Annotated in this window: 17 protein-coding genes; 11 read left to right on the top strand and 6 right to left on the bottom strand. The window is 58.0% G+C overall.

Translation table 11 applies throughout. The annotated features are described in order from the left end of the window. Positions 1-27 precede the first annotated feature (27 nt). Both ACW81B_RS10905 and ACW81B_RS10900 read right to left on the bottom strand, forming a co-directional pair. Complete coding sequence (locus ACW81B_RS10905) at positions 28-2,061, bottom strand: cytochrome c biogenesis protein ResB (RefSeq protein ID WP_491580252.1); 2,034 nt, start codon at positions 2,059-2,061, stop codon at positions 28-30. 71 nt (positions 2,062-2,132) lie between these two features. After that, a complete protein-coding gene (locus ACW81B_RS10900; protein WP_491580251.1) occupies positions 2,133-2,744 on the bottom strand; it encodes a c-type cytochrome in 612 nt (203 codons plus the stop codon). A gap of 270 nt (positions 2,745-3,014) precedes the next feature. Between ACW81B_RS10900 and yihA the strand changes: the two genes are divergently transcribed. Then, the gene (gene yihA / locus ACW81B_RS10895) at positions 3,015-3,611 is read left to right on the top strand and encodes a ribosome biogenesis GTP-binding protein YihA/YsxC (protein ID WP_491580250.1); all 597 of its coding nucleotides are present in this window, start codon (positions 3,015-3,017) and stop codon (positions 3,609-3,611) included. 368 nt (positions 3,612-3,979) lie between these two features. On the opposite strand, the gene polA is transcribed toward yihA, so the two are convergent. Further along, the gene (gene polA, locus ACW81B_RS10890) at positions 3,980-6,706 is read right to left on the bottom strand and encodes a DNA polymerase I (protein WP_491580249.1); all 2,727 of its coding nucleotides are present in this window, start codon (positions 6,704-6,706) and stop codon (positions 3,980-3,982) included. A 114-nt stretch (positions 6,707-6,820) separates the two neighbouring features. On the opposite strand from polA, the gene ACW81B_RS10885 reads away from it, so the two are divergent. From ACW81B_RS10885 to ACW81B_RS10870, 4 genes are all read left to right on the top strand, one after another. Then, complete coding sequence (locus ACW81B_RS10885) at positions 6,821-7,159, top strand: DUF2782 domain-containing protein (RefSeq protein WP_491580248.1); 339 nt, start codon at positions 6,821-6,823, stop codon at positions 7,157-7,159. Positions 7,160-7,220: 61 nt separating this feature from the next. Beyond that, positions 7,221-7,751, top strand: coding sequence for a TRAP transporter small permease subunit (locus ACW81B_RS10880; protein WP_491580247.1), 531 nt, complete (start codon positions 7,221-7,223; stop codon positions 7,749-7,751). Between the two features lie 19 nt (positions 7,752-7,770). Next, a complete protein-coding gene (locus ACW81B_RS10875; protein WP_491580264.1) occupies positions 7,771-9,120 on the top strand; it encodes a TRAP transporter large permease in 1,350 nt (449 codons plus the stop codon). 113 nt (positions 9,121-9,233) lie between these two features. After that, positions 9,234-9,677 carry a response regulator gene (locus ACW81B_RS10870; protein WP_491580246.1) on the top strand — a complete coding sequence of 148 codons (444 nt, stop codon included), beginning with the start codon at positions 9,234-9,236 and terminating at the stop codon, positions 9,675-9,677. 3 nt (positions 9,678-9,680) lie between these two features. Here the strand turns inward: ACW81B_RS10870 and ACW81B_RS10865 are convergent, their stop codons facing one another. Next, entirely contained in the window at positions 9,681-10,796 is a 1,116-nt protein-coding gene (locus ACW81B_RS10865; RefSeq protein ID WP_491580245.1) for a TRAP transporter substrate-binding protein, read from the bottom strand. Positions 10,797-11,030: 234 nt separating this feature from the next. On the opposite strand from ACW81B_RS10865, the gene ACW81B_RS10860 reads away from it, so the two are divergent. Then, positions 11,031-13,913, top strand: a complete 2,883-nt coding sequence (locus ACW81B_RS10860) for a putative bifunctional diguanylate cyclase/phosphodiesterase (RefSeq protein WP_491580244.1) — start codon at positions 11,031-11,033, stop codon at positions 13,911-13,913. Between the two features lie 10 nt (positions 13,914-13,923). Here ACW81B_RS10860 and ACW81B_RS10855 read toward each other — a convergent pair whose 3' ends face one another. Next, the gene (locus tag ACW81B_RS10855; RefSeq protein WP_491580243.1) at positions 13,924-14,841 is read right to left on the bottom strand and encodes a LysR family transcriptional regulator; all 918 of its coding nucleotides are present in this window, start codon (positions 14,839-14,841) and stop codon (positions 13,924-13,926) included. A gap of 255 nt (positions 14,842-15,096) precedes the next feature. Between ACW81B_RS10855 and ACW81B_RS10850 the strand changes: the two genes are divergently transcribed. The 5 genes from ACW81B_RS10850 to ACW81B_RS10830 all read left to right on the top strand — a co-directional run bounded on the left by ACW81B_RS10850 (position 15,097) and on the right by ACW81B_RS10830 (position 22,412). Next, positions 15,097-15,972, top strand: coding sequence for a pirin family protein (locus ACW81B_RS10850; protein ID WP_491580242.1), 876 nt, complete (start codon positions 15,097-15,099; stop codon positions 15,970-15,972). Between the two features lie 119 nt (positions 15,973-16,091). Beyond that, positions 16,092-18,260, top strand: a complete 2,169-nt coding sequence (locus ACW81B_RS10845; RefSeq protein ID WP_491580241.1) for an HAD family hydrolase — start codon at positions 16,092-16,094, stop codon at positions 18,258-18,260. Next, complete coding sequence (locus ACW81B_RS10840; RefSeq protein WP_491580240.1) at positions 18,257-19,111, top strand: HAD-IIB family hydrolase; 855 nt, start codon at positions 18,257-18,259, stop codon at positions 19,109-19,111. The genes ACW81B_RS10845 and ACW81B_RS10840 overlap by 4 nt, the downstream gene beginning before the upstream one ends. Then, a complete protein-coding gene (locus tag ACW81B_RS10835; RefSeq protein WP_491580239.1) occupies positions 19,108-20,004 on the top strand; it encodes a carbohydrate kinase family protein in 897 nt (298 codons plus the stop codon). Before ACW81B_RS10840 ends, ACW81B_RS10835 begins: the two co-directional genes overlap by 4 nt. Continuing rightward, entirely contained in the window at positions 20,001-22,412 is a 2,412-nt protein-coding gene (locus tag ACW81B_RS10830) for a sucrose synthase (protein ID WP_491580238.1), read from the top strand. The genes ACW81B_RS10835 and ACW81B_RS10830 overlap by 4 nt, the downstream gene beginning before the upstream one ends. 1 nt (position 22,413) lies before the next feature. On the opposite strand, the gene ACW81B_RS10825 is transcribed toward ACW81B_RS10830, so the two are convergent. Beyond that, positions 22,414-22,872 (bottom strand): outer membrane lipoprotein, encoded by a 459-nt coding sequence (locus ACW81B_RS10825; RefSeq protein WP_491580237.1) that lies wholly within the window; start codon positions 22,870-22,872, stop codon positions 22,414-22,416. Positions 22,873-22,895 lie beyond the last annotated feature (23 nt).

Raw genomic sequence — 22,895 nt, 5'->3', positions numbered from 1 at the left:
AGTCATTACCTGCTGATTTACGATAGCTCAATGCTCGCCGCGTGGCGGTTCCTGTTCAACGCTTTTCCAGCGCGTGTCGAGTTGCGCGCACATACGTTCAAATTCACGGGCAAAATCGCGCTGATGGCGATTCCCTGTGCCCGCCGCCAGTATACGACTTGTATCACCCCGTTGTTCGATCCAGAACCACAATTTGCGGTTTGGCACATAGAACATCAGGAAAACCCCCACGATCAATAATGCAAAGCCGAAATACACCATATTCTTGCCGGGCGCGCGCGCAATCTGCAACCCGGAAGCCTGCACAAAGTCAAACTCTCGCAACTGCAGGTAAAACGGGGAGCCGTACGCGCCAAGGGCTGCAATGGCCGTGAGTGAATCATCGAAAAATGCAGCGTCCTCATCGCGCAATCCCTGTGACAAGTCGACACCTTTCTCACGCATGAGTTCCAGGTAAAGTTCACCCAGCAGGGTTTGCAGCACCTTGAAATAGGCCTTCAGCACCTCTTCCTGCCGGTCTTTCGGTACGCGCTCGCTGACCATGTCGGCGATTGCCTCAAATCCTCCCATGCGAAACTGCTTGACCAGGCCGAGCATGGAGCGCACAACTTCCTCGCGCCTTGCCGGTTCATCCAGCTCGATCCGGCCCAGGCTCTGCGACGTGGTGCGGGCAATCACAGTGCGCACGCGCGCGTCATCGAACAGCATGGCGCGAAAGCGCAGGAAGCGCTCAACACCACCCTGCGCATTGACCGGAATATGCAGGTAACGGAATGGCTCCGCCTGTGATTCACGCATACCGCTCAGCATATACAGCCGCCCCTTGAATTCAATCGGCAGCATGTAGTTCTCGTATTCCCGCGCCTGCCCGGATGCATCGCGCAGCCTGAATGTGAAGTTGGGACCGAAATTCTTCTGCTGCTCCTTGCCATCCTGGTCTATGACCGGATTGATATTGAACATGCGGAAATCGGTGAACTCCAGTGTCATCGGGCCATCGGGTGTTTCCAGCCGGGTACTATCGAGCACCTTGCCCTCGATACGCCCAGGCGTGATATCGGCTGCTTGCAGCGGCCAGGCGTCGAGTGTCAGGCCCGTGCCACCATCACTGAAACTGGCCTGATAGATCGCGTAACCCTTGTAGATCCAGGGATGATTGACGGCAATGGTGTGTTGCAGCGGCTCATCAACATCAGGATCGTAGATCACAAGGTCACTTTCGAAGGATTTCGGTTGACCGGTCGAGTAGTGCTCGATACGAAAATCTTTCACCTCGATCGAAAACGGCAGGGGTTGCACCAGGTAGCCATCACGCAGCTGGATAAACGCAATATTGGCCGAGCTGCCTTCGGGTATACGGACCGAACCACGAAAGCTCGGGTTGCTGAGCGGAAGGCGGCTGATTGCCGGTACTTCGGAAGCCGGGATGTCGCGCGTCTCCGGTTTCAGCTGACCGCTGGCTTCGCGCAGCATAAGCGGCAAGCCACTGTCGAACAGGGCGCCAACACAGATAACCACAATGGCGATGTGAGTAAAGAAGTAACCCAGCTTGCTGTAGCGACCCTTGATTGCCGCCAGCACATAGTGCCCTTCTTCATTGCGTACCCGCGTGCGGTAGCCGAGGCCTTTCAACCAGCCTGCCAGCGCAGTCTGCACGTCCTGCGGTTGCGCCCCGGCCTCCCATTCGCGCCGGTGGTGAAACGCACGCAGTGACTTGTAGCGGATATTGAGATGGAAGTTGCGCATCTCCCGCAACATATTCGGCGTGTTTCGCCAGATGCATACGCTGGTGGACAACACCAGAAATGCAAGGATTGCCAGAAACCACGGGGCGCCATACACGTCGTACAGACCCAGCGTATTGAACACCTCGAACCAGAATGGCCCGAACTTGATCATGTAATCCTGGTACGGCTGATTCTGTTGCAACACCGTGCCGACCACGGAGGCAATAGCGATGGCCACCAGCAGGGTGATGGCAAGATTCATCGAGCCCAGAAATTCCAGCGCAATGGACGCGGGGCGCATCCGCGACGGGCGATATTGAGTGGATTGATTCATGCGTTGCGCATTCTATCAATAAAAAGGGCGGCACGAGGGCCGCCCTTCAGGTCTGGCAGCGTGAATACGGCCTAGTGCAGACCCTGCACGTAAGCGGCGACCGCCTTGATTTCCTCGTCGCTCATTTTCGACGCGATGTTGCGCATCATCTTGCCGGCGTCATTCTTGCGTTCTCCGGACTTGAAGGCCTTCAGCTGATTTTCCACGTACCTGGCATGCTGACCACTGAGTGCCGGGAAATTGGCCGCCGGGTTACCCGCGCCCGTCGGGCCGTGACAACCGATACAGGCGGCAACACCGGTGGCCGGGTTGCCGCCGCGATAGAGCTTCTGTCCTGCTTCGACCAGTGACTTGTCGGCGACACCCTGCTTGCGTGGCAGGCTGGCAAAATAGGCACCGAGATTTTCCATGTCCTGTTCATTCAGCGGGGCCACCATGCCACTCATGGTGGCATTGTTACGATCCTTGCCCGCCTTGAAATCGGCCAGCTGCTTGGCAATATACTTGGCGTGCTGCCCGGCCAGGTTCGGCCACTCCGGATTGACGCTGTTGCCGTCCATGCCGTGACAACCGGCACAGGACGCAGATTTGGCCTTGCCCGCAGCGGCATCGCCGGCTGCCATGGTGGGCGCCGCGCTGGTCGCCAGTGAAATCGTTGCTGCTAATACAAGCCACTTGTTCATGTCGTTACATTCTCCAGAAACACGATGGAAAGCGGGCCACCCGCCGATTGCGGATCACCACCCAAAAAAGAGCACAACTGTATACCAGCGGGCCTCTTGCGGGTCAACTGAAAAAGGCGAAGCCTGTTAGCCTGGTAATCGGCTGGAATGCAGCACAAGACATTGTTATTCATAACTAAAACACCTGTCATTTGAATGCTGCAAGCGACTTTATCGCTAACACATTCTTAACGGAATACTGTTTTACGACGGGTGTGCGACAATAGGGGAATGACCATCAACTACCGCAGCGCCACCTTCCTGACCAGCGTCCCGGACGCCTCGCTCGCGCCCGATGACAGCGGCGTCGAAGTCGCCTTTGCCGGGCGTTCCAATGCCGGCAAGTCCAGTGCCCTGAATACACTGACCGATCAAAAGGCGCTGGCGCGCACCAGTAAAACACCGGGGCGCACGCAGCAAATCAATTTTTTTCTGCTGGCCGGGGGTCAGCGGCTTGTCGACCTGCCGGGTTACGGCTATGCAAAGGTGCCCCAGGCCATGAAAGACAAGTGGCAACGCAACATGGCCGACTACCTGCAGTCACGCAACTCGCTGCGCGGCCTGGTCATGCTCATGGATTGCCGCCACCCACTGACAGAATACGATCAGCAGATGCTGCGCTGGTGCGCGGACGTTGAGCTGGCGGTCCACGTGCTGCTGACCAAGGCCGACAAACTGAAACGCGGGCCGGCGGGCAACAGCCTGCTGGCCGTGCGTAAACGCATGCCCGAATTTCACCCGCACGCGAGCGTGCAGCTGTTCTCCTCGCTGAAGAGGACCGGGGTGGACGAGGCGCGCCGCATGTTGGACAGCTGGCTGACTGAATAATGCATTTCCTGCGGGCAAAAAAAACCCCGGAGTGCAAGGGGGGGAAGCACCGGGGTTAAGAATACCCGGCTTGGGGAAACCGGGTTGGAGGAATTCCCGTTCCGAATTCGGACGGGGAGCGTACCGCCAACAACGCTCCGTCGTTGGACTACTATCTTTGGTTAATACTGATACAGCCTGATCAAGCCCCCTCTGTCATTTACCAAGATTTTCTCGCTCAATAGCCGTAACTATAGAGCATGCAAACCTTGTTGTGTAGTAGATCAAGGTTCAATAAAAAAATTTAATTCGTTGGCCTGCCACAACCCTGTCCATCAACGGTTAAATATTCGCCGGCCTGAGTGCAAAGACATAAAACAGACCTTTGTCTAATGCGCTTCGTCCCAGTTGCTGCCAGTACCCGCTTCGACCAGTAACGGTACGGAAAGTGCGGCTGCATCTTCCATGTGCCGGCAGATTTCTTCCCGGGCTGTTGCGACATCGCCTTCCGTGACTTCGAACACCAGCTCATCGTGTACCTGCATAATCATTTTGACGCCGCATGTTCCGGTTTTAATCCATTCATCTACAGACAGCATGGCTTTTTTTATAATATCGGCCGCCGAGCCCTGCATGGGGGCGTTGATGGCCGTGCGCTCCGCCGCCTGCCGTCGCTGTGCGTTGCGTGCTTTTATCTCGGGCAGGTAGAGCCGCCGCCCGAACAGGGTTTCGACATAGCCCTGCTCGCGCGCCAGCTCACGGGTCGATTCCATGTAGGCCTTAACGCCCGGGTAGCGCTCGAAATACAGGTCGACGTACTGCTGGGCCTCGCCGCGTGGAATACCCAGCTGTCTGGCAAGCCCGAACGCTGACATACCGTAGATCAAGCCGAAGTTGATGGCCTTGGCGGAGCGCCGCTGCTCACTGCTGACATGATCCAGCGGAACGCCAAACACTTCGGCGGCGGTGGCACGATGAATATCCTCGCCGTTGGCAAACGCCTGCACCAGCCCTGCGTCACCGGACAGGTGCGCCATGATGCGCAATTCGATCTGGGAATAGTCGGCCGCCAGGATCACGCAACCCGGCTCCGCAATAAAGGCCTGACGAATGCGCCGGCCTTCCGCGGTGCGAATGGGGATATTCTGCAGATTGGGATCGGACGACGACAGGCGCCCGGTGGCCGCAACCGCCTGGTGGTAGGACGTGTGCACACGCCCGGTACGCGGATTGACCATCAACGGCAGCTTGTCGGTATAGGTCGATTTGAGCTTGCTCAGCGAGCGATATTCCAGGATCAGTTTTGGCAGCGGGTAGTCCAGCGCCAGTTCCTGTAACACCGGCTCGGCGGTGGAGGGTGCGCCTTTCGGTGTTTTGGCCAGTACCGGCAACTGCTGCTTGTCGAACAGGATGGCCTGGATCTGTTTGGGCGAACCCAGGTTAAACGGTTCGCCGGCCAGGGCGTGTGCTTCGGCCTCGACCTCATGCATGCGCCCGGCCAGCTCCCGGCTCTGTTGTTTGAGCATGTCCACATCCACCTTGACGCCGGTGCGCTCGATATCGCCCAGTACCGGGACCAGCGGTAGCTCAAGGGTTTCGTACAATTCACGCAGGCGCGGTTCGGCTTCCAGCTTCGGCCACAGCTTCAGGTGCAGGCGCAGGGTCATGTCGGCGTCTTCGGCCGCGTAGGGCGCGGCTGTCTCCAGCGGCACCTGGTTGAAGGTCAGCTGTTTCGCGCCCTTGCCGGCCACCTCCTCGAACTTGATATTGGTATGCCCGAGGTACTTCTGGCACAGCGAATCCAGGTCGTGACGGCTGGCGGTGCTGTCAACCACATAGGATTCCAGCATGGTGTCGTGGGCAATGCCGTTTAACGCAACACCGTGATTGGCCAGCACACTGCGGTCGTACTTCAGATGGTGGCCGAGCTTGGCTACGGCCGGGTCGGCCAGCAGCGGGGCAAGCTGGCGGAACACTTCCTCACGCGGCAGCTGGTGCGGGGCATCAGGATAATCGTGAGCAACCGGCAGGTAGGCCGCCTGACCGGGTTCAACGGCAAACGACAGCCCGACTACTTCGGCCTGCATGTAGTCCAGGCTGGTGGTTTCGGTATCGAAGGCTATCAGTTTCGCCTCGCGCAACCGTGTCAGCCAGACATCAAAATCCGGTTGGGTGAGAATGGTCTGATAATCCACCTCCGGACCTGTACCAGGCGCTTCTGACGCACCGGCGCTGCCGCGATCGGCCTGCGCTACATCCCCGTCCATCTGACGCAGCCAGGTACGGAATTCCAGTTCCTCGAACCAGCGGCGCAAGGCATCGGTATCAGCCGGTGCAACCGTCATATCGTCGAGATCGATGTCGAGATCGACATCGCAACGGATCGTCGCCAATTGTTTCGACAGCTCCAGCTGGTCCAGTGAAGCCCGCAGGCTTTCACCGACCTTGCCCCCGATCTCGTCCGCGTGGGCCACCAGGTTGTCCAGCGTGCCGTACTGCGCCAGCCACTTCGCCGCGGTCTTCGGGCCGACTTTTGGCACGCCGGGGATGTTGTCGCTGGTATCCCCCACCAGCGCAAGGTAATCGATAATCTGCTCGGGGCGTACACCGAACTTCTCCGGCACAGTGTCTTCATCGAGCACGCTGTCGTTCATGGTGTTGATGAGGGTGACCTGCGGGTTGACCAGCTGCGCAAGGTCCTTGTCGCCGGTGGAAATCACCGTGTGCCAACCGGCCGCCGCGGCCTTTTTCGCCAGTGTACCAATCACATCGTCTGCCTCCACACCCGGCACCTGCAACAACGGCAATCCCATGGCGCGCACGATTTCCAGCAGGGGTTCGATCTGCGAGGAAAGCTCCGGCGGCATCGAAGGCCGGTTGGCCTTGTAGGCTTCAAACAGTTCATCGCGAAAGGTCTTGCCCCTGGCGTCAAACACCACGGCAACATGCTGCGGGTGGTAGGTGTCGAGCAATTTACGCAACATGTTCACGACGCCGTAAATGGCGCCGGTATCCTGGCCCTTCGAACTGGTCAGCGGTGGCAACGCATGAAAAGCACGGTAAAGATAGGAAGAACCGTCCACCATAATGAACGGCGGCTGTTGATCGGTGGTCATGGTCTGCGGATCCTGGTTGAATTCGCAGCAGATGGTAGCATTCCCGGGCATAGTGCTGGAAAATGAAGCCAACAGCGCCCTGCGCGATGAACCCGATATTACAAGGACTGCGCCATGCCGAGTTTCGCGAGATTTTTGTTTCTGCCCCTGTTATTGCTGGCAGGTCATGCGCTGGCCGTGGATGAAACGCCGGTACCCAATACCGCGCCGCCACCGACACCCAGCGAACGTGCGCAGGAACAGATCGAGCCCGAGGTCAACATCATCCAGCGCGATGACAGGACCATCGAGGAGTACCGGATCAATGGCAGGCTGTATATGATCAAGGTCACGCCAAAGGGTGCCCCCTCTTATTACCTGATCGATACTGACGGGGATGGCTCGCTGGACAGCCGGCCTTCAGAGATCGAACCCCACCTGATGATTCCCAGCTGGGTACTGTTCCGCTGGTAAGCGCCGCGTAACCCGCCAGCGCTTGTCTTCCCCGAGGCACTGCCCGGTATAATCCGCGCCCATGTCATCCACCACCCTGCTTTCCCTCTCCGACCGTCTCGACCGGGTAAGTACCGTCATCGGGCGCGCCACGGCGTGGCTGGGCCTTGCGCTGGTGCTGGTGACGTTTCTGGTGGTACTGCTTCGTTACCTGTTCAATAGTGGCTCAATTGCCCTGCAGGAGTCTGCGCTGTACCTGCACGCGACCCTGTTCATGCTGGGAGCGGCCTGGACACTGAAAATCGACGGGCATGTGCGTGTCGATGTGCTGTACCGGCACTTCAGTGCCCGCGGCAAGGCCGTGGCCGACCTGCTCGGTACACTGGTATTTCTGCTGCCGACCTGCGGTTTTCTGCTGTGGATCAGCCTGGACTATGTGCAAGCGGCGTGGCGTGTACACGAGGGCTCGCCGGAAGCCGGTGGCCTGCCATTTGTCTACCTGCTGAAAACGCTGATTCCGCTGACGGCCCTGCTGTTGATCGTACAGGGCATCAGCCAGCTGTTGCGTCGCCTCGGCGAACTGCTGCAAGCGAGGGAAACACCACGTGGCTGAAGGTAGTATCGCCCTGTGGATGTTCGGCACGGTGTTCGCCTGCCTGCTGATCGGCTACCCGGTGGCTTTTACGCTGGCCGGCACCGCGCTGATTTTCGCTTTCGCCGGGCACTGGGCCGGCAGCTTCGACCCGGTATTCCTGCAGGCACTGCCCAACCGTATCTACGGCATCATGATCAACCCGACGCTGATGGCGGTACCGCTGTTTGTGTTCATGGGCGTCATGCTGGAACGCTCACGGATCGCCGAAGACCTGCTGGACGCCATGTCCGGCCTGTTCGGCAGCCTGCGCGGCGGACTGGGCTTTTCCGTCACACTGGTCGGCATGCTGCTGGCTGCCAGTACCGGCATTGTCGGCGCCACAGTGGTTACCATGGGCCTGCTGTCCCTGCCGACCATGCTGAAACGCGGCTACGACGTGCGGGTGGCGACAGGCGCCATCTGCGCCTCGGGCACGCTGGGTCAGATCATCCCGCCCTCTATCGTGCTGGTGCTGCTCGGCGACGTGCTGTCATCCGCCTACCAGCAGGCGCAGATCAGCCAGGGCATCTATTCCCCGAAAACCGTCTCGGTCGGTGACCTGTTTGCCGGCGCCCTGATACCCGGATTGATCCTGGTAGCACTGTATTTACTGTACCTGGCCGCCGTGGCGCGCTGGCGGCCAGCGGCCATGCCCGCGCATCCCGCCGATGCACCACAAGCGGGGCTTGTGGCAACGCTGAATGCCCTGCTGCCCCCGTTGCTACTGATTCTCGCGGTACTCGGCTCGATTCTTGGCGGACTGGCAACGCCGACCGAAGCCGCCGCGGTCGGCGCCGTTGGCGCCATGCTGCTGGCCGCGACCCGGTGGCAATTAACCCTGCCGGTACTGCGCGAGGTGGTTCGCAGCACACTGAAAGTGTCCAGCATGGTGTTCCTGATCCTGATCGGCGCCTCGGTATTTTCGCTGGTCTTTCGCGGCTTTGGCGGTGACATTTTGATCGAGAACTGGCTCACCCAACTACCCGGTGGCGCACTTGGCGCCATGCTGGCGGTAATGCTGGTGATGTTCCTGCTGGGTTTCGTGCTCGATTTTATCGAGATTACCTTTGTGGTGGTGCCCATCGTCGGCCCGGTGCTGCTGGCCATGGGGCTGGACCCGGTGTGGCTGGGCGTGATGATCGCGATAAACCTGCAAACCTCGTTTCTCACCCCGCCGTTCGGCTTTGCGCTGTTTTACCTGCGCGGCGTGGCGCCCGCCGAGGTCACCACCGCCGATATCTATAGAGGCGTTATCCCCTTCATTGTTATACAGTTAATCATGCTGGGGCTGCTTGCGCTGTGGCCGGCACTGGCTACCTGGCTGCCCGCTATCGTGTATAGTGCGTAAAATTCCGTCTATATTTGTTCACCATAAGGTGGAAATGAAAACGCAGGAAGGCGTTTAATATACTGTCCGCGAAAAAACACCATACGCGGCTTGCACTCGGGACAGGAGGCACTGTGGATCACTACAATACTTCAGATGTCATTTTGCTTGTTGAAGATAATGCGGATGATGTCGACCTGACATTACGTGCTTTCAAAAAAAGTCGCCTGACTAACCAGGTCGTCGTTAAACGCGATGGACAGGAAGCCCTGGATTATCTTTTAGGCGAAGACGGCAACAGCGGTACCGCAACATTACCCACCGTCACCCTGCTGGATCTCAACATGCCGCGCCTGAACGGGCTGGATGTCCTCAAACGCCTGCGCAGCGAGGAACGCACCCGCCTGATGCCGGTTGTGATACTGACAACCTCCGATGAACAGCGCGATGTCATTGACAGTTACCAGTTCGGCGCCAACAGCTACATCCGCAAACCCGTTGATACACAGGAATTCTTTTCCGCCATCCAGGAACTGGAAATCTACTGGACGGTGCGCAACCTTGCGCCGGCAAGCTGAACCTTACATCGCTCTTGCGTTAAGGTAAGCCTGCTCGGATACCGCGCTCCAGGACATGACCTGCTCGCGGAATGTCCTGTACGACGTGTAGATCCGTTTCGACAGCTCGTCCTTTTCTGCAATTTCCGCGACCACCTGCCCGGACAGGTCGCGTAATCGCAGCAGCACTTCATCGGGTAACTTGCGTACGTCCACATTATGCTCGTTAACCAGTGTTTGCAGCGCCTGGTTATTGCGCGCCACATACTCGCTCAGGATTTGCTGGTTGGCCACGCGCGCCGCACTCTGCACAATCTGCTTAAGATCGTCCGGCAGGCTATCGTAGGCTTTCTGGTTGACGATACTTTCCAGCGTCGTGCCCGGTTCGTGCCAGCCAGGGTAATAGTAGTATTTTGCGGCTTTATAGAGACCAAACGCCAGGTCGTTATAGGGGCCCACCCACTCGGTTGCATCGATGGCGCCGGATTGAAGCGAAGTAAACAACTCGCCACCCGGCAGACTCACCGGTGTACCACCGGCACGCGCAAGGACTTCACCGCCCAGCCCGGGAATGCGCATTTTCAGGCCTTTCAGATCGTCGAGACTGTTGATCTCACGGTTAAACCAGCCCGCCATCTGTACCCCGGTATTACCGGCGGCCAGCGGCACCAGGCCAAAGGGTTTGTAAGTCTCACGCCACAGTTCCATACCCCCGCCAAAATACAGCCAGGCATTCATTTCATCAGCGGTGAGACCAAACGGCACGGTTGAAAAAAACTGCGCGCCTTCGCTCTTGCCCTTCCAGTAATAGGCCGCACCATGCCCCATTTCCGCCGTGCCCTGTGACACCGCGTCGAACACCTCGAACGCCGGCACCAGCTCTTTGGCGCCGTAGACCTTGACTTCAATACGACCGCCACTCATTTCCGTGATAAGTCGTGCCAGTGTGTTGGCGCCCGTGCCAAGGCCCGGGAAATTCTTCGGCCAGGTTGTCACCATTTTCCATTTAACCGGCGTGAATGAAGGCGTTTCAGCCGTGCTGCAATCCACATTGGGGGTTTCCTTGCAGCCCGCGACCAGCGATGCGCCGGCGATGGCGGCACCGCCACCCAGGTAACGCAGAAAATGTCTTCTTTTCATAATGTCCTCACAGTGGTTTGACTCCGGCCCGGTTGTTCCTCGCCGGCTATTGTACGGCCTCGCCAGATTAACATCAGCGGGAAACTAAACCTTGCAAATCTGGGTGTTTATGTCATTATGCTCACCGATTTCTATAAAAGCACATGTAGTATCCTGCAATATAAGGAAATTTCGCGGGTTAGGGTATAACACCGGGGTCAACGGCCGAATGGCTGTACCTAACCGAGGGACACTATGCTGGATGCACCCGAGCGCATAAGCGCCCGCTTTTCGATATTACTGTTTCTGGGGTTTCTGCTCGTACCCGTTGTCGGTTTTGGCAGCGCGGTTCTGTTCGGCATCCTTCAGGACTGGCAGTTGCAGCAGATTCTTGCCGATGGTGTTGTGCCTGTGTTCTCGCTGTTACTCATCTTCACTTCATTGTTCCAGTTGCAACGACTGATTACGCCGCTGACCAGCTGGGCACTGCAACACCCCCAGGGTGGCAATGCGCCGTCACACCTGCACCGGCAACTGCAACGTTTCAGCCGTCATTTCTGGGGCCTGATTCTTGCCCACGTACTGGTAACACCCTTACTGGTGTACTGGCGACTCGACGGAACACTCGGCGCGACCAACCTGGGCGCGCTGTTGCATTTTATGCTGTTACAGGGCATTACCGCGACACTCACCGGTGTACCCGCCTACCTGTTCGGACTGCACCAGCTGGGCAAACTGGTTACACAACTCGGCCTTGAGCGCATACATGTCAGCCTTAAATCGCGCACCCTGTTACTTGCCGGGCTGGTGCCGCTGCTTTCCTATGCCCTGCTGGTCGAATACCACTGGCTGACGACCGGCCAGCTTAGCGCAGGTTACCTGACGACGCTGACGCTGTTGGCCGTGATAACGCTCAGCATCAGCCTGCTGTCGATTCGCAGCATGCAACAGGCGCTGCGCCCCTTCCATGAACTGTTCAGCCGCAGCGGTGCTTCAACGCATGAGGCACTGGCACAGTTAAGACCGGCATCAACCGACGAGATCGGCCACCTGACCCAGACACTGGGTCGCGTGTTCCAGCGTCTGGGCGACCAGGAAACGCATATGCGCGCTATCGTCGATACCGCGGCGGAAGGCATTATCGTGGTCGATGAGCGCGGCCAGATCGATACCTTCAACCCGGCGGCGGAGCAGCTGTTCGGGTACCTGGCACAGGAAATTCGTGGCCGCCATCTGGCCATCCTGCTTCCCGATGAATTCCAGGTTCGCCAGTCCATTAACCCACACAGCGAAGAGCGTGATGCCGTTGGCGTGCATCGTAATGGCTCTCGCATCACCGTCGCACTGCGCATCTCCGCAATGGAAATCAGCGGCAAGCGCATGTTCACCTGCCTGGTTGCCGATATCAGCCAGCGCAAGGCCGCAGAACAGGAGTTGCTCGCCGCCGAGGCCCGCTACCGCGCACTGGTGGAAACCGCGCACGACCTGGTATGGAGTGTCGATCCCGATGGCTGCTGGAGTTATCTGAATACCTCGTCCCGGACGATATACGGAATGGAGCCGGAAAATATGCTCGGCCGCCCGATCAGTGAGTTCTGTGCGCCGGATAATACCGAAGCGGATCAAAAAGCTTTCGCTGGACTGCTGTCGGGAAACGACCTGTACCAGTACGAAACCATACACCTCGATAATGAAGGGAATCGGCGCCATTTGAGTTTTAATGCCAAGGCGCAACGTGATGAAGATGGTAACATCCTGCAGATCAGCGGTACCGCACGCGACATTACCGACCAGAAAGCCTTCCACGAACAACTGACCTACCAGGCCGAACACGATTCGCTGACCCGCCTGTTCAACCGTCACTATTTCCAGCAGGAACTGGAGCGTACTGTGGCACGCGTATCGCGCAGCCCGGACACCAGCTGCGCACTGTTCTACATTGACCTCGACCAGTTCAAATACATCAATGATACGCTGGGTCATGCGGCAGGCGATCGACTGCTGATCGAAATTACCCGGTTACTGCTCAAACACGTCCGCGAAGGTGATCTGCTGGCACGATTTGGCGGCGATGAATTCACACTGCTGCTCTACAACATTCGTGCAGCCGACGTGATTTCCGCTGCTGAACATTTCCGCCTGCTGTTCGAATCGTTCAACTTCCTGGAAGACGGCAAGAGCTTCAATGTGAGCTGCAGTATTGGCGCCACACTGATCGACGCCCATGTAGAAAGTGCTGAAGAAGCGCTTTCACACGCTGACATTGCCTGCAATATGGCCAAGGCGCAGGGCCGCAACCGCGTTAAACTCTATGACCCCAGCGACAGCAACAAGGATGGTATGGCCGAAGACATGGGCTGGGCATCGCGGGTACGCGAGATGCTCGAAGACGACAAGTTCCAGCTGGTCTTCCAGCCGATCATGGCGCTCAACGATGACCAGGTGCAGGACTATGAAGTCCTGGTACGCATGGTCTGTGACGATGGCGAAATTATTTTACCCGGCGGTTTCATGCCGGCTGCGGAACGATTCGGCCTGATCCACAGCGTGGACCGCTGGATCGTCAATCGTGCGCTGAAGCAGTTGTCACGCCTGCACCAGCAGGGTGAGTCCGTACGCTTCTCGATCAACCTGTCCGGCAAGGCTTTTGAAGACCCGCTGTTGCTACCCATGATCAAGGATCTGCTCGATAACGCCAGCCTCGACCCCTCACGCGTCTGTTTTGAAATTACTGAAACGGCTGCCATCGCCAAACTTTCCGAGGCAGAGAAGTTCATCAGTGCACTGAAAGACATGGGTTGCCAGTTTGCACTCGATGACTTTGGCGCCGGCTTCTCTTCCTTTGCTTACCTGAAACATTTACCCGTCGATAAACTCAAGATCGATGGTGCTTTCGTGCAGGGCATGGCTGACAGCCACATCGACCAGGCCATGGTGCAATCCATGAACCAGGTCGCGCATGCGCTCGGCAAACAGACCATCGCCGAATACGTGGAAAATTCGACCACACTGGAATTGCTGCGCAACTACGGCGTGGACTATGCGCAGGGCAACTATATCGGCAAGCCCCGCGAGGCACTGATGAACATCACCCGACTGCCTTACACACGCATCCAGACCGTCAGCCGCGCGGACTGAAGACACCACCTCACACCGCCAGACCCTCATCCCACCAGGGCCGGTCACCAAAACAACCGGCAAGATAATCCGAGAAGACCTGTACGCGCTTCGGTATTAACCGCCCCGGCGGATACACCGCATGGATACCTGTCGCGGGACGCTGGTAGTCATCCAGCAGGGCAACCAGTTTGTTGTCTTTAATATAGCGGCCAAGGATAAAGGTGGGACCCGCGGAAATACCCAGCCCCGCAACGGCTGCTGCCGCCAACGCATCGCCGTTATTGCTTCGGATACGAATCTGTGGCTGGGCCGACACTGTTTTACCTTCCGGCGTCACGTAACTCCACAGCTGTTTGTAGGTTACATTGCTGTATTGCAACCCGATGTGGCCCTGTAAATCATCAGGGTGGTCAGGTGTTCCGTGCTGCTGCAGATAGGCCGGGCTGGCGCAGGTAACATGTCGTGCGATACCCAGGCGCCGTGCAACCAGCGTAGAGTCCTTCAACGCCCCGATCCTGACGGCCATGTCGAACCCGTCCTCGACAAGGTTGATGTTGCGATCATTCAGGTCCAGATTTAATTCGATAGCCGGGTGTTCGCAGAGAAAATCTGCAATGGCTTCTGACAGGTGCAAAAGACCGAACGACAGGGGGGCGGCAAGTTTGATTGAACCACGTAGTTCAGCGGTCTCTTGCGTAACACTCTGCTCTGCATCATCCAGGTCTGCGAGTATCTGCACCGCACGCTGATAAAAATTCCTGCCCGCATCGGTCAGGGCAAGACGCCGTGTCGTACGGTTCATCAGGCGACTGCCGAGCCGGCTCTCCAGCTGACTGATACGGCGACTCACCACCGATTTTGCTATGCCCAGCCGCTCGCCGGCAGCGCTGAAGGTCCCGGATTCCACCACCGCAGTAAACGCTTCAAGATCGGCAAACTTGTCCATACTGTTGCTAAATATAGAACAGTAAGTTCTTCATAGCCATATTTATCTCCTAATGACGAACAACTAAGCTCATTTCACATCGCAAGGCATCAATCCAGATACCACTGACAGAGGACAAAACCATGAACCCATCCATACTGAAGCACAGCACCCAACTCACTGGTCGGGCGCTGATGTCAGCGATTTTTATCATGGCCGGAATCAACAAGACGAAACAGACCTGTCTGAGCTAATCTGAACAAGAGAGGAACAGAAATGGAAACCACTAAATCCCGAAAGAACACTCAGCCAAGAAAACTCCTGCATATCGTCAAAGGCATGCCTGCCACTGACGGTGCAGGCGTTGAACTTATACGTGTTATCGGTCAGCCGGCCCTACCTGTGCTTGATCCGTTCCTGCTGCTGGATGCCTTCCGTTCTGACAAGCCGGATGACTATATTGCCGGCTTCCCGTCACACCCACACCGTGGTTTCGAAGCTGTAACCTATCTGCTCGCCGGACGTATGCGCCACAAGGACAGCGCGGGTCACGAAGGCGTGATAGAAGCGGGCGGCATCCAGTGGATGACAGCGGGCAAGGGCATTGTGCACTCGGAAATGCCGGAACAGGAAAATGGCCTGCTGGAAGGCTTCCAGCTGTGGGTAAATCTACCCGCCGAACACAAGATGGATCCGGCAAACTACCAGGAGTACACAGCCGAACACATTCCACTGGAAACAAGGGAAGGTGGCATTGAGCTTCGGGTTATTACCGGCGTGACATCACAGGGCACAACGGGACCCGTCGTTCAGCCATTAACCGAACCGCTATACCTGGATGTTCGGGTTCCGGCTGGCCAGCAATTTATCGAGACATTACCGGCATCACACAACGCGTTTATCTACGTTATTGATGGGCCGGTCAATATGGCACATGAAGACGGACAGATAGCCAGGCTTGTGCGTGACGACCTGGGCGTACTCAGCGAAGGTAATGCCATTAAACTGAACGCTGATAAAAATGACGTCCGCTTCCTGTTAGTGGCCGGCAAGCCTCTGGGAGAACCGGTGGCACGTGGTGGTCCCTTTGTGATGAACACAAGGGCAGAAGTTCAACAGGCCTTTGCAGATTACGAGCAGGGTAAGTTCTGAACGCGCAATCCAGCTGGTACACTGTTCCACGACAAAAACACATTCGCTGGCGCCTGCCAGTACCATTGGTTATTCTGCCTGACATATAACCCGCAACGGCTTGCCCGAAGCAGGAGACAATGCGGCAAACCCCACAAGCCCTGAATCTGGTGCTGGTCAGCGTGCATGGATTGATACGCGGACATAACCTCGAACTCGGCCGCGACGCGGACACCGGGGGGCAGACGCTGTACGTGGTGGAACTGGCGCGCGCACTGGCGCAACATCCCGAGGTAGCCAGTGTTGATCTGCTTACGCGGCGGGTCGAGGATCCCGACTTGTCCGCTGACTACGCGAGCGCCGTCGAACCCCTTGGTGGTGGTGCGCGTATCGTTCGCTTCGAAGCCGGCCCACCAGGCTATATCGCCAAGGAAGCGCTATGGGATTACCTTGACGAGTTCACAGACAATGTACTCGGATTTCTGCGCGCGCGCGGTTCCGTTCCCGACCTCATCCATAGCCATTATGCCGATGGTGGCTACGTCGGCGCCCATCTGGCGGGCCTGCTTGGTGTACCCCTGGTACACACCGGTCACTCACTGGGGCGGGTCAAGCGCCGCCGGTTACTGGCACGCGGGCTGTCCGCCAACGACATTGAGTTACGCTACAATCTGGCGCGCCGCATCGAGGCAGAGGAAGACACGCTGGCCGTCGCAGAGCGTGTCATTACCAGCACTTACCAGGAGATCGAGGAACAATACGAAATTTACGACCACTACCAACCGGCGCGTATGCGCGTTATACCGCCCGGCACCAACCTGGAGCGCTTCATGCCTCCGCAAGGCAATGAAGCCGATACGCCGATAGCCTCGGAACTGAATCGTTTTCTCAGGGATCCGCACAAAGCCGTTATTCTGGCGCTGTCGCGACCGGATCCACGCAAGAATATCGAAACCCTGCTGGAAGCCTATGGCGAATCGCGCCAGCTACAGGACATGGCCAACCTGGTGGTGGTGGCCGGCAACCGGGACGACATCGAGGATATGGATGAGGGCGCGCAGGAAGTACTCACGTCATTGCTGTTGATGATCGATCACTATGATCTGTACGGCCGTGTCGCTATTCCCAAACACCATAGCTGGCAGGATGTGCCACTGCTCTACCGGCTGGCGGCAGCATCGCGCGGCGTGTTCGTTAACCCGGCGCTGACCGAACCCTTCGGCCTGACACTGATCGAAGCGGCCGCCAGCGGTCTGCCGGTCGTCGCAACCGAGGATGGCGGGCCCATCGACATCCTGGCCAACTGTCACAACGGCCTGCTGGTCGATCCGCTGGACAGCCGGGCGATGGGCGATGCACTGGTAAAGATCCTGTCCGACCCCGAAGACTGGCAGCGCATGGCCAGCAGCGGTATTGCCGGCGTGCGCGAACATTATTCCTGGCACGCGCACGCGCAGCGTTATGTCGCCATGATCAAGCCCATGGTCCATAAAACAGAGGTGCTGACACGGCGACCTACCCTGCGGCGTGCAAACGTCTACCATGACCGGGCCATCTTCACCGACCTGGACCAGAACCTGCTCGGAGATCCGCTGGCCCTCAAGGCACTCAATGGCGTGCTGCGTGAAAACCGCAAGTGCGCCGCCTTTGGCATCGCCACGGGAAGACGCCTGGACTCGGCGCTCAAGATGATGAAGAAGTATGCTATTCCGAAACCCGACGTACTGATTACCAGTGGCGGTACTGAAATCTACTACGCGCCCAAACTCACGGCAGACATTGCCTGGCCACAGCATATCGATTACCAATGGACGCCACAGGTCGTCCGTCGCACGCTGGCCGATCAGCCGGGCCTGAAACTGCAACCACGCTCTGAACAAAGCCGCTTCAAGATCAGCTATTACATCGATCCCGGTAAAGCACCGGGCATCGACGAGTTACACAGTATGCTGCACCAGAAAGGTGTAACCGCCAATGTCATCATGTCATTCGGACAGTTTCTGGACATCATACCGGTACGGGCATCCAAGGGTTTTGCCTTGCGTTATGTTTCCGACCACTGGGGTATCGCGCTGGAAAAAACGCTGGTTGCCGGTGGCTCCGGGGCGGACGAGGATATGATGCGAGGCAACACGCTGGCTGTTGTGGTCAGCAACCGCCACCATGAAGAATTGTCACAGCTGACCGAGGTCGAGCGGATTTATTTTTCCGATCAGGCGCATGCCGCCGGCATACTCGATGCGCTCGACCACTACGACTTCTTTGACAGTTGCACGCTCCCGCGTGACAGCACGGGAGTCGGTCAATGACTGACCGCCTGCTGCTATGCACCGACCTTGATCGCACCCTGCTGCCCAACGGCGAGCAAGCGGAATCCGCTGCCGCCAGAGCGCGTTTTAGCAAGCTGGCGCAGTTGCCAGCGATCACGCTTGCTTACGTGACAGGTCGTCATCGTGCACTGGTGGAAGACGCCATTTATAACTACAGGTTGCCGCAGCCTGACTATGCCATTACAGATGTCGGTACACGCATCTATCGCATTGTGCAGGGAGACTGGCAACCCTGGCCACAGTGGGAGCGTGAAATCGACAACGACTGGGGCGGCAACAGCTGGCAACAACTGCGCGACCTGTTCCGGGATCTTCCGGAGTTGCGCTTGCAGGAAACCGGCAAGCAGAACACCCACAAACTCAGCTTCTATGTCCCGCTGGACGCAGACCGCGAGGCATTACTGGCGGTCATGCAGGCTCGACTGGCGGAGCAGGGTGTGCATGCCAGCCTTACCTGGAGTATTGATGAGCCGGCCGCCATCGGTCTGCTCGACGTACTGCCGGCCTGCGCCACCAAACTGCACGCCATTGAGTTCCTTGCCACACAAACGGGATTCAATATCACGGAAACCCTGTTTGCCGGCGACAGCGGCAACGACCTTGCGGTTCTGTCGAGCGCGATTCCCTCGGTGCTGGTTGCCAATGCCGGCGCTGAAGTCATGGAAGTTGCACAGGCACAGGCTGCAGCAGCCGGACATGCAGATGCCCTGTATATCGCCAAAGGAGGATTTCTTGGCATGAACGGTAACTACAGCGCCGGCATACTGGAAGGCATGGCGCACTTTTATCCCGGGTTCGTCGAACGGCCTGGCGGCGGGCAGCGCGCATGAACGCGCCACTGACAGGTCGCCCGGTGCTGTTCGGTGAAGTGCTGTTTGACCACTTTCCTGGCGGGGAGGTGGTCCTCGGTGGTGCGCCATTCAACGTTGCCTGGCACCTGAATGCCTTCGGCGCCCGGCCGGTGTTGATCTCCCGAGTCGGCAACGATGCGCTGGGCCGACGCATCCGCGACACCATGCAAGCCTGGCACATGGATACGGCCGGTTTGCAGCTCGATTCTGCGCACCCGACCGGGACGGTGGAAGTCAGCATTGACGATGATGAACCTCACTATGACATCGTCGAGCAGCGCGCCTGGGATTTCATCGCCCCGGATAGTCTGCCACCGATCAGTGATGCCGCACTGCTCTATCATGGCAGCCTCGCGTTGCGCAGCCCGGTGTCACGTCAGGCACTCGATCGCCTGCATGCGAGCCTGGATGCGCCGGTATTCGTCGACGTCAACCTGCGCCCACCCTGGTGGAAGCGGGAAGAGATCGACAGGCGTCTTGATGCCGCGCGCTGGGTCAAGCTCAACGCGGATGAACTGGAGATGTTAACGCCTGCGGGCAATTCCCCGGAGCAACGCGCCGAGACGTTACAGCAGGTCCATCAACTGGACCTCCTGGTCACCACCCTGGGCGCCAGGGGTGCACTGGCGCATGACAACAAAGGTCATACGCTTCAGGTTAAACCCCCCATGACCGACACTGTGATAGACACTGTCGGCGCCGGCGACGCGTTCGCCGCCATAATTATACTGGGACTACTGAGCGACTGGGGTCTTGAACAGACGCTGCAACGCGCACAAAGCTTCGCCAGTGCTATTGTGGGTATTCGTGGCGCCACACCCGAACACCGTGACTTCTATACTGTATTCAGACAACGCTGGAATTTGACGTGAACCAGGCCAATCCGTTCAAACTGTTTGACGCACTTGTCACCTATCTGGACGAGGAGCGCCGTCATGCGCACCGCGTGCTGCATCATTTTGTCGCCATAGGCCGACCCTTTCTGTTACGCACCGATCTACTGGACGGATTTGAGGCGCTGTGCGGAGTCGAAGGCGGCGAAGCGTTGCGGCACACGCCGCTCGGCAGCATTCTGCAAATGAGCCAGGAAGCCAGCCTGGATGCACAATGGTTTTACCTGGCGCTGCGACCACGCATCGGCCGCTGGCAATACCTGCGCATCCACCTGGAGACCATTGAAGCGGAACACATCGTGGTCAGCCAGTACCTGCGCTTCAAGGAAAGGCTGGTGGACGGAAGCAAGGCGCCGGAATGGATGCTGGAAGTGGACCTGGAGCCATTTTCCCGTGAGTTTTTAAAGCCACAGGAATCGCGCTCAATCGGCCGCGGCGTTGAATTTCTCAACCGTCGCCTGTCCAGCCGCCTGTTTGAAGAGCAGGGCAAGGGCCAGCAGCGACTACTGGATTTTCTCAGCATGCACGCCTACCGGGGCCAGCCGCTGATGCTCAACGGCCTGATCACCAGCGTTCCGGACCTGCGGCGAGCCTTGCGCAGCGCCGACCGTTTATTGTCCGGCGTTGATGCTGAACAACCCTGGACTGGACTGGCGCGTGACTTGACACCACTGGGCTTCGAACCCGGCTGGGGGAATCACGCGGCGAAAGTGCGCGACACCATGCAACTGTTGCTGGATATTCTTGACGCACCTTCACCCGACGTACTGGAAACCTTTCTGGGCCGCATCCCGATGATATTTTCGCTGGCCATCCTGTCGCCACACGGCTGGTTTGGCCAGTCCAACGTGCTGGGGCGACCCGATACCGGCGGCCAGATCGTCTACATTCTCGACCAGGTGCGGGCGCTGGAAAAAGAAATGATGCAGCGCCTCAGCGAGCAGGGTCTGGATATCAAACCCTCGATTGTCGTTATCACCCGCCTGATCCCCGAGGCCGAGGGCACCACCTGTGACCAGCGCATTGAACGTATTGCCGGTACGGACCATGCACGCATATTGCGTGTACCGTTCCGCGAGGCATCCGGTGAAGTGGTGCCACACTGGATCTCGCGCTTCGAGGTCTGGCCCTACCTGGAACGCTTCGCGCTGGACGTGGAACATGAACTGCTGGCGGAGCTGGGCGGGCGCCCGGACCTGGTGATCGGTAACTATTCTGATGGCAACCTGGTGGCCACCCTGCTGGCGCAGCGACTCGGCGTCACCCAGTGCAACATCGCCCACGCCCTGGAAAAAACCAAGTACCTGTACTCCGACCTGTACTGGCGCGAGAACGATGCGCAATATCATTTCGCCACCCAGTTCACCGCCGACCTGATCGCCATGAATACTGCCGACTTCATTATTACCAGCACCTACCAGGAGATCGCCGGCACCGACGAAAGTGTCGGCCAGTACGAAAGCTATTCCGCATTCAGCCTGCCGGGCCTGTACCGGGTAGTACACGGCATCGATGCTTTCGACCCCAAGTTCAATATCGTATCGCCCGGTGCTGACCCCGACGTGTACTTCCCGGCCAGTAAACAGGAACAGCGTCTCGTCCATCTGCATAAAGAAATCGACCAGCTGGTGTTTGCACAGAACACGGCAGCCGATATCCGCGGCGCCCTTGCCGAGCCTGAAAAACCTTTACTGTTCACCATGGCGCGCATGGACCGGATTAAAAACATTACCGGGCTGGTCGACTGGTATGCCAACTCACCCGCGCTACGTGAAGCTGCAAACCTGCTGGTAATTTCCGGGCACGTCGATCCACAGCGCTCCGACGACGACGAGGAACGCGAGCAGATAGCGCGCATGCATACACTCATGGACGAATACGGCCTCGATTCGCAGATCCGCTGGCTGGGCAGGCACCTCGACAAGGACCTGGCCGGCGAACTGTATCGTGTCGTTGCCGACCGGCGTGGCGCCTTCGTTCAACCAGCCCTGTTCGAAGCTTTTGGCCTGACGGTTATTGAAGCCATGAGCAGTGGATTGCCAACCTTTGCAACCTGCTTCGGCGGTCCGCTGGAAATAATCGAGGATGGCATTTCCGGTTTCCATATCGACCCCAACCACGGTGAGGCGGCTGCGCAACTTATGGCGGAGTTTTTCGAACGCTGTGATCATGAGCCCGGCTACTGGGATCGATTGTCACGCGGCTCGCTGGAAAGAGTGGCTGCCCGCTACACCTGGAGACGCTACGCCGAACGCATGATGACACTATCGCGGGTATACGGTTTCTGGCGCTACGTCACCGACCTGGAACGCTCCGAAACACGGCGCTACCTGGAGATGTTTTACGCGCTGCAATACCGGCCGCTGGCTTCGGCTGTCAGGGGCTGAGCTAATGTGCAACGCGTACATTTTGACCGCTGTAAATCACGCGCACCCGATCGCCGACGGAAAATCTTTCATCGGGGGATAGCGCCTGGACAATAGCGATGGTTCGGCCATCTTCCATCCTGACAGTGATTTCCACACCGCGGGTACGCGTTACACCCTCCTCAATGGCTGCGCCGGCTATTCCACCGGCCACTGCACCAATAACGGTCATTATCCTGCGTGTTGTATGTCCATCTGCACTGCTGCCGGCAATACCGCCAATGATTGCACCGGCACTGCTGCCCAGCGGGGTTTTGGTACCTTCGATTTTGACGGGACGCAGATGCTCGATAACGCCATACTCCACTTGCTGAACAGTTCGGGCCTCGGATCGGCTATAGCTTTCGCCTGACAGGTTCGATGCACATCCAGCAAGGCTGGCCATGACAAGCAGTAATAAAAGAAAAAGGCCGCTTTTCATACTGACGACTCCTTCTGATCTGT

Source organism: Thiogranum sp. (assembly GCF_058323355.1).
This window is presented reverse-complemented; position numbering and strand designations above follow the sequence as displayed.